General features: G+C 64.1%; 9 protein-coding genes. 4 read left to right on the forward strand and 5 right to left on the reverse strand.

From position 1 onward, the window contains the following. Positions 1–91 precede the first annotated feature (91 nt). Both QYE47_RS11190 and QYE47_RS11195 read left to right on the forward strand, forming a co-directional pair. Positions 92–892 carry an LPS biosynthesis protein gene (locus QYE47_RS11190; RefSeq protein WP_014591083.1) on the forward strand — a complete coding sequence of 267 codons (801 nt, stop codon included), beginning with the start codon at positions 92–94 and terminating at the stop codon, positions 890–892. A gap of 70 nt (positions 893–962) precedes the next feature. Beyond that, positions 963–1,463: a methylated-DNA--[protein]-cysteine S-methyltransferase gene (locus QYE47_RS11195; protein WP_004576657.1), complete on the forward strand. Its 501-nt coding sequence runs from the start codon at positions 963–965 to the stop codon at positions 1,461–1,463. 4 nt (positions 1,464–1,467) lie between these two features. Here QYE47_RS11195 and QYE47_RS11200 read toward each other — a convergent pair whose 3' ends face one another. Together QYE47_RS11200 and QYE47_RS11205 are read right to left on the reverse strand one after the other, a co-directional pair. Then, complete coding sequence (locus QYE47_RS11200) at positions 1,468–1,710, reverse strand: hypothetical protein (RefSeq protein ID WP_014591082.1); 243 nt, start codon at positions 1,708–1,710, stop codon at positions 1,468–1,470. Then, positions 1,707–2,450: a carbon-nitrogen hydrolase family protein gene (locus tag QYE47_RS11205; RefSeq protein ID WP_014591081.1), complete on the reverse strand. Its 744-nt coding sequence runs from the start codon at positions 2,448–2,450 to the stop codon at positions 1,707–1,709. Before QYE47_RS11205 ends, QYE47_RS11200 begins: the two co-directional genes overlap by 4 nt. A gap of 215 nt (positions 2,451–2,665) precedes the next feature. Here QYE47_RS11205 and QYE47_RS11210 point away from each other — a divergent pair, with 215 nt between their 5' ends. After that, positions 2,666–3,391, forward strand: a complete 726-nt coding sequence (locus QYE47_RS11210; RefSeq protein WP_019438472.1) for a serine/threonine protein phosphatase — start codon at positions 2,666–2,668, stop codon at positions 3,389–3,391. Here the strand turns inward: QYE47_RS11210 and QYE47_RS11215 are convergent. Further along, a complete protein-coding gene (locus QYE47_RS11215) occupies positions 3,339–3,953 on the reverse strand; it encodes a LysE family translocator (RefSeq protein ID WP_014591078.1) in 615 nt (204 codons plus the stop codon). The genes QYE47_RS11210 and QYE47_RS11215 overlap by 53 nt on opposite strands. 83 nt (positions 3,954–4,036) lie before the next feature. Continuing rightward, a complete protein-coding gene (locus tag QYE47_RS11220) occupies positions 4,037–4,846 on the reverse strand; it encodes an AraC family transcriptional regulator (protein WP_014591077.1) in 810 nt (269 codons plus the stop codon). A gap of 131 nt (positions 4,847–4,977) precedes the next feature. Between QYE47_RS11220 and QYE47_RS11225 the strand changes: the two genes are divergently transcribed. Continuing rightward, complete coding sequence (locus QYE47_RS11225; RefSeq protein ID WP_012052432.1) at positions 4,978–5,601, forward strand: LysE family translocator; 624 nt, start codon at positions 4,978–4,980, stop codon at positions 5,599–5,601. Here the strand turns inward: QYE47_RS11225 and QYE47_RS11230 are convergent. After that, positions 5,598–6,608, reverse strand: a 1,011-nt coding sequence (locus QYE47_RS11230; protein ID WP_301158964.1) for an autotransporter outer membrane beta-barrel domain-containing protein, incomplete at its 5' end; no start/stop codon positions are given. The two genes, QYE47_RS11225 and QYE47_RS11230, sit on opposite strands and share 4 nt — an antisense overlap.

A 6,608-nucleotide genomic window follows, 5' to 3' on the forward strand; every position in this document is an offset into this window, starting at 1 on the left:
AAGTTCACCCAGGTAAAGTTAGGTAAAAGCGGCCACGGCATATACACGGATCAGTATTGTGGTTTGTACTGTCCAGTTAAAGATGCCATTGATGAACACACTTCCGTCGCAGCCAAGCGCTGAACGCGGGGCGTTCTCCGGTTTCGAGGCGTGTCGCAATTCCCAGCAGGGCCCCGTGGTGATCCTTGCCTCCGGCGCTTCTGCCAAACATTTTCCGCTGGGCGAGTTTGCGCACTTGCCCATCATCACCATGAATGGGTCGGTCGCCATGACCGCCGAACACGGCGTCAAACCCTTCTTCTACGTGTGCACCGACAAAAGCTTTTGCCAGCAACAGCCGGCCTTGTTTGCCACTGCCGTGCGCGACAGCGAACGCCTGGCCCTGTGGCCAGAGCAGTATGCGCGTGCCGATGTGCCAGCCCACACCCAGTGTTATGCCTTGCACAAAGCCGACACGCCGAGCCTGCTGGACGGTTTGCGCGGCCATGGTGACAGTTGCGTGTGCAACCGGGCACTGTGGAGCAAACGCAGCCGCTCGATCGCCTTCAGTAAAGACATGGCCCATGGCTTTTTCGATGCCCGCACGGTGGCTTACGTAGCCTTGCAGTTGGCCTATCACCTGGGCTTCGAGGAAGTGTTGCTGGTGGGGGTTGACCTCGACCAGAGCGTCGGGCGCTTTTACGAGGACGGCCAGGGCCCGTCTTCGCCGTGCGGGCTCGACCAGCATTGGGACAGCCGCATCCTGCCGTCGTTGAAGCTGATGGCCAGGGAAGTGGTCAGCGAGCATTTCCACGTCTACAACCTGTCGGCAACATCACGCATTCCCGCTGAGCTGATACCCAAGGTCACGCTCAGCCAGGCGCGGCACATTGCCGGCTGCGCAATGAACTGAGCAAGAAAGCGGGTGCATGAAAGACTGTGGATGCGTACAGTTGGGCGGTCGCAACTTGCAGGAGCCGGCTATGTCCAGCGCATTCACGATCATGCCATCGCCCGTCGGTATGCTCACCCTTGTGGCCCGTGGCAATTGCCTGGCAGCCGTATTGTGGGAAGAGGAGCGGGAAAATCGCGTACGCCTGGGCGCACTGCACCGGGACGACCAGTGCCCGGTATTGCGGGAAACCGCTCGCCAGCTGGGTGAGTACTTTGACGGCAAGCGCCAGCGTTTCGAGCTGGCGCTGGACTTTGCCGGTACTGAGTTCCAGCGCCAGGTGTGGGCCGCATTGCTGGCGATACCGTTCGGCGAAACCCGCAGCTACAGCGACATTGCACGGCAGCTCGGCAACCCCAGGGCGGTACGCGCGGTTGGCGCTGCCAATGGCCGCAACCCGATTTCGATCATCGCTCCCTGTCACCGGGTAATCGGCGCGTCGGGCAGCCTGACCGGCTTTGCCGGTGGCCTGGCGGCCAAGCAGTATCTGTTGGCGCTGGAAGGGCGGCAAAGCCTGGCGCTGGACCTGTAAGGCGTCAACCGAACCCGCTGGCGATCAGGCAGGCCAGCACGGCCAGCACCGAACCGGCGATCAGGGTGTATTGCCGCCGGGCCTGACGTGCGCGGGGCTCGACCTCACGCAGGTACTCGCCGGGCGTAGGCGCATCGGGCCGATGGCGCAAGCCCTCGGCCACATCGGCAAGTTGACCCTGAATCAGCAAGCCGACCAGGCAGTAGGTGCTGGCGTAACTCAGCAACGCTAGAAACAGATAGATCATGCAAGGTACGGGGCCAAGGGCAGCGTGATCGCGCTGGCACTGCGGGTGTCGAGTACGATCAGCCCTTCACTGTGGTCATCCAGGCTGGCCAGCAAGTGCCCCTGGGTGTTCCATGCTGCAGAACCGCCAGCACCGATGAAGGTGTCGGCCGGCCCCACGCAGTTGGCCATCAATACCGGCATGCCCAGCTCGCGTGCCACCTCTGGGTAGTGCGCATATCCCTCGCGGATACCCTTGGCGGTTTTCGCAACGCTGACCAGGTACAGGTCGGCACCGCGCTCGCGGGCCACGGCGGCATGCGCCAGGAACATCGATTCGTAGCAGATCGCCGGCGCCACGCGGTGCTCACCCACCTCCAGCAGCAATGCCTGATTACCTGGGGTGAAGTAAGGCAGCTCATCATCATGCAAGCGCTGCTTGGCATAGACCTGGCGCGGCGCCTCAGGGCAGAAGATGGGCATGCCGATGCGTATGCCGTCGGGTGTCGGCAATGGCAGGCCCACGGCAACCGTAATGCCCAGGCGGTCGCAGGCTGCCTGCAGCGGGTCCAGGCGCGCGGAGGTGACGGGCAGGGCGGCCTGGCGCGCCACACTCGGCTCATAGCCGGTCAGCGACAGCTCGGGGAACACCACCAGTTCGGCACCCAGGGCCGCAGCCTGCTCGATGCAAACCAGATGGCGCTGGAGGTTGCCTGGCAAATCGCCCTTGAGCGACGCCAGTTGTACGGCGCACAGTTTCATCAGAACCATTCCCTGGTGAAGATTGACGTGCCGAGCATACTACCGGCACCAACGCCTGTTCCAGTGAAGGGTTTTCAGGAAGCCTGGGGGGCGCAGCAAAACGCCCCCCACCACCTGCGCAGCCACGGTACCTTGTGCCATGCTGTCCAGTGACAGCGCCATGAGCAGGGCCCGCGCGAAGGCGGGCAGGGTGCTACCAGCGGAGGAACACTGTAATGGCACGGTTTCGGCGGCTGATCGCCAATATCCGGGGACGGGATCTGGCCGTGGGCGATATCCATGGCCACTTCCAGCGCCTGCAACAATGCCTGGATGCGGTAGGGTTCGATCCGGCGGTGGACCGACTGTTCAGCGTAGGTGACCTGGTCGACCGTGGGCCGCACAGCGAGGCAGCGCTGGAATGGCTGGCCCAGCCTTGGTTCCATGCCGTCCAGGGCAATCATGAGGCCTTGGCAATCACCCGCGTGCGCGGTGGGCGGCTCGACCTGGGCATGTACCGCGCCGCCGGGGGTGGTTGGTTCCTCGACTTGCCGCGGCGCGAGCAACTGCGTTTCGTGGAGCGTTTCGAGCAGTTGCCGATTGCCATGGAAGTGGAGAGTGCGGATGGTCTGGTAGGCCTGCTGCATGCAGACAGTCCGTTTGCCGACTGGGCGGTATTACGCTCCTGGCTGGAGCTGGATGACGACCCTGAGGTGCGCCAAGTGTGCCAGTGGTCGCGTCGGCGCCTGAAAGAGGGTGACACCCAACCGGTGCAGGGCCTGCGAGCCCTGCTGGTTGGCCACACCCCGGTGCTGGAGGCCAAGCTGCTGGGCAATGTGTGGCACCTGGATACGGGGGGATGGGCCAGCGGCCATTTCACCTTGGTCGACATGCGCACCTTGCAACGGGTCAGCCCCGAGCCAGATGCAGCAACAACGCCCCTGCCAACATCACCAGCATGATCCCCGAGGCCCGCTCCAGCCACGCCAGGCTGCGGGCGAATCGCCGCAGTACCCGCTGGTTGCCGATGGCCACGGCGACCAGCAAGTCCCAGAGCAGGACGATGCTGAACATCCATACGGCGTAGGCCATTTTCCAGCCGGCGCTGACGCTGGCGACCATGCTGGCCAGGCTGGCATAGAACAACCCGTTCTTGGGGTTGAGGATGCCGGACAAGAAGCCCATGCCCAAACTGCGCCACCAGCCATGAACCCGCTGGCTGCCTGCTACTGTGCCCAGGCTGGTTTGCCCGGCATGGCGCAGGAACAGCACGCCGATGTACAGCAGGTAGCTGGCGCCGGCCAGTTGCAGGGCGGTGAACAGCGGGCTGCCCTCCTGCAGTACTGAAAGCCCGGTGAAGGCTATGAGGATGAACGCGCCATTGGCCAGCGCTATGCCCAGGCAGGCGCCGCTGGCGATGCGCCAGCCGCTGTTGATCGAGTTGCGTGCGACCAGGAAAAAGTCCGGGCCGGGTGAGAGCAGGGCAAGGAAGTGGGCGAGGGCGATGATCATGAATTGTTGCATTGGGGGCTGCTCTACGGAAAAAACCGCAGTCTGCTGCCGGGCCTGTTCTGGCGTATTGAACAATATTGCACATGCAGCAGCCTTCAGTTTCCTCGGTACTGCCCCGGCGTAACCCCCACATGGGCCTTGAACACCCGCTGGAAATGGCTCTGGTCAGCAAACCCAAGCTGGTAGGCCACTTCCGCCAGGGCCAGCCCTTCACTCAACAGTTGCCGCCCGCGATTGACCCGGGCATTCAGCAGGTAGGCATGCGGTGTAAACCCGGTAGCCGCTCGAAACGCGCGGATCAGTTGATAGCGCCCAAGCCCCGCCTCCCGCGCCAACACCTCCAGGCTCAATTGCGCAGGGTCCTGGTGTTCGATGCGTGCCAGCAACCCGCTCAAGGTAGCTGGTTCCAGGGCGGGGGCCGCTGTCAGCGGTGGGTGCGCGGAGAAATCCAGGTCCCCAAGAAAAGCAATCAGCGCCGCATCTTTCTCGCCGTTGCAGGCACTGGAAAACAGTAACCTGTTCAGATCGCAGAACTGCCGATATACCTCAGCCTCCCTGCAGATACGCACCGGTTCGCCGGCTCCGATACCGCCAAGACCCGACTCCAGGCGCAACTGCGTCAGCCAGTCAGCATCCACATGCAGCATCTGATAGCTCCAGGCCAGACCGGGTGCCGGGTTGCAGGCATGCACGCGGTGGGCCGGGACCAGTACCAGGGTGCCGGGTGCCAGGAGTTGCTGGCCGTCGGCAGCCCCGGTGAAATGGCTGCGGCCAGCATCCACCGCACCGATGGAAAACGTCGGGTGGCTATGGGCCTTGTAGCAGGCCCGGCTGTGGCAGGCGCGCCGGCTTTCGACATGTGCCAGGGCCGGGTCGCGCCACAGGGCGGCGTGGGAACGGGGCATTACAGGCTCCTCGGTATTGTCGGCAGGGTAACAGGTGCCGCGCACCCGTACAGTTTTTATCGCTGGCTGTTACTTGACCGCAGGGCCTGGAACCCACCGAAATAGAGGGCTGTTGTCAGAGGAAAACGAGAATGGACCTTTCAAGCCTGCTGCTCTTCATCCCCGCCTGCTTCGCCTTGAACATGGCACCAGGGCCTAACAACCTGTTGTCACTGCACAACGCCAGCCGTTACGGCCTGCGCACCGCCTGCGTGGCCGGCGCCGGCCGTATCCTTGCCTTCTGCGGCATGATCGCCCTGGCAGCGATGGGCCTGGCAGTGGTGTTGCATACCAGCGAATACCTGTTCCTGGCCATCAAGGTGGTGGGCGCGGCCTACCTGTTCTACATCGCCTGGCAACTGTGGCGCGCACCCGTGAGCGAGACCGTGGTGGCAAGCGATCACCCAGGCGGTACTTGGCGCCTGGCGCGCCAGGAGTTCTGGGTGGCGGCCGGCAACCCCAAGGCCATCCTGATCTTCACCGCCTTCCTGCCGCAGTTCGTCTCGGTCGGTAGCAGCACCCCGGTAAGTGAGCAGTTCCTTTGGCTGGGTGTGTTGTTCCTGCTGCTGGAATGGGCGGCCATTGCCATCTACTCAGGCCTGGGCGCCTACATGCAGCGCTGGTTCAGCCAGCCCGGCCCACGCCGGATGTTCAACCGGGTCAGCGCGTCCTTGCTGGGTTGCGCGGGCCTTGGTCTGCTGGCTGCGCGCCGCTAGAACTGCCAGCGCACGCCCAGGTTGACGCCGCTGGCTTCCTGCTGGCGGCTGTCCAGGTTGGCGGTGTACTGCACGCCGCCATGCAGGCTCAGCGCTTCGTTGACCTGCGCTACCACACCGCTTTCCAGTTGCACTGAGGTATAGCGGTAGTCGGTCTTGATCTTGTCTGCGTCATCGAAGGTCAAGGTGTCGCGCCCACCGTCGCCGTGCCACAGGTTGACCTGCGCATAGGGCTGCAACAGGCGCCCGCTGCTTCCCGTGAACGCACCTTCCAGACGCAGGCCCAGGCGGCCGGTCAGCTCGACCTGGGCGTCATGACTGATGCGCGAGACGCTGTCGCTGGCGCTGTCCAGCGCGACCTTTTGCGCAATCAGCTGAGCTTGCGGTTCCACGCGCCAGCGCTCGGACAGGGTGATGGGGTAGCCCGATTCCAGTGAAGCTGTCCAGGCGTGGCCGTCGACGTTCAGCGTGTCGCCACGATCGGAGCGGGCGCGGCCATCCAGGCGGGTGTATTGCAACACCGCGTCCAGGTACGCGCCCTGTGGCCCGACCAGCGTCCAGTAGGTGCCCACGCTGTCGCCATCGAGCTTCAGGTCGCCCACGCTGCGGTCGTGAACGGCCAGGGCAAACCCTTTGACGTCGGCGTCCAGGCGGCTATGGCTTACGTAGATACCAACATGCTGGCGGTAACCGTTGTCGCCAACCTTGGCATACAGGTCCTGGCCCACCTTGAAACCGTACAGGTCGCCGTCCAGGCTCGGGCTGACCGTGCCGCTCCATTGCTGGCGCAGCGTGCCGCCGTAGGCTTGCCCCCAGCTGGCGGGCATGGCGCTTTCACCCTGGAGTAACAGCTGGTCGCCCTGGCGTTGGTGGAAGGTGCCCAGTGCCTGACGGGCGATGATCGCGGCACCCCGCGGCGCTGCGGCATAAACCGGGACCTCGGGGCGGTACAGCGGCAGGCTCTGGCCCTGCACCGGCGCAGGCAGCTCGGCCTGGCCGGGCGCTGG

Origin of the sequence: Pseudomonas sp. 2,4-D, assembly GCF_030418155.1 — a bacterium.
Lineage (GTDB): Bacteria > Pseudomonadota > Gammaproteobacteria > Pseudomonadales > Pseudomonadaceae > Aquipseudomonas > Aquipseudomonas alloputida.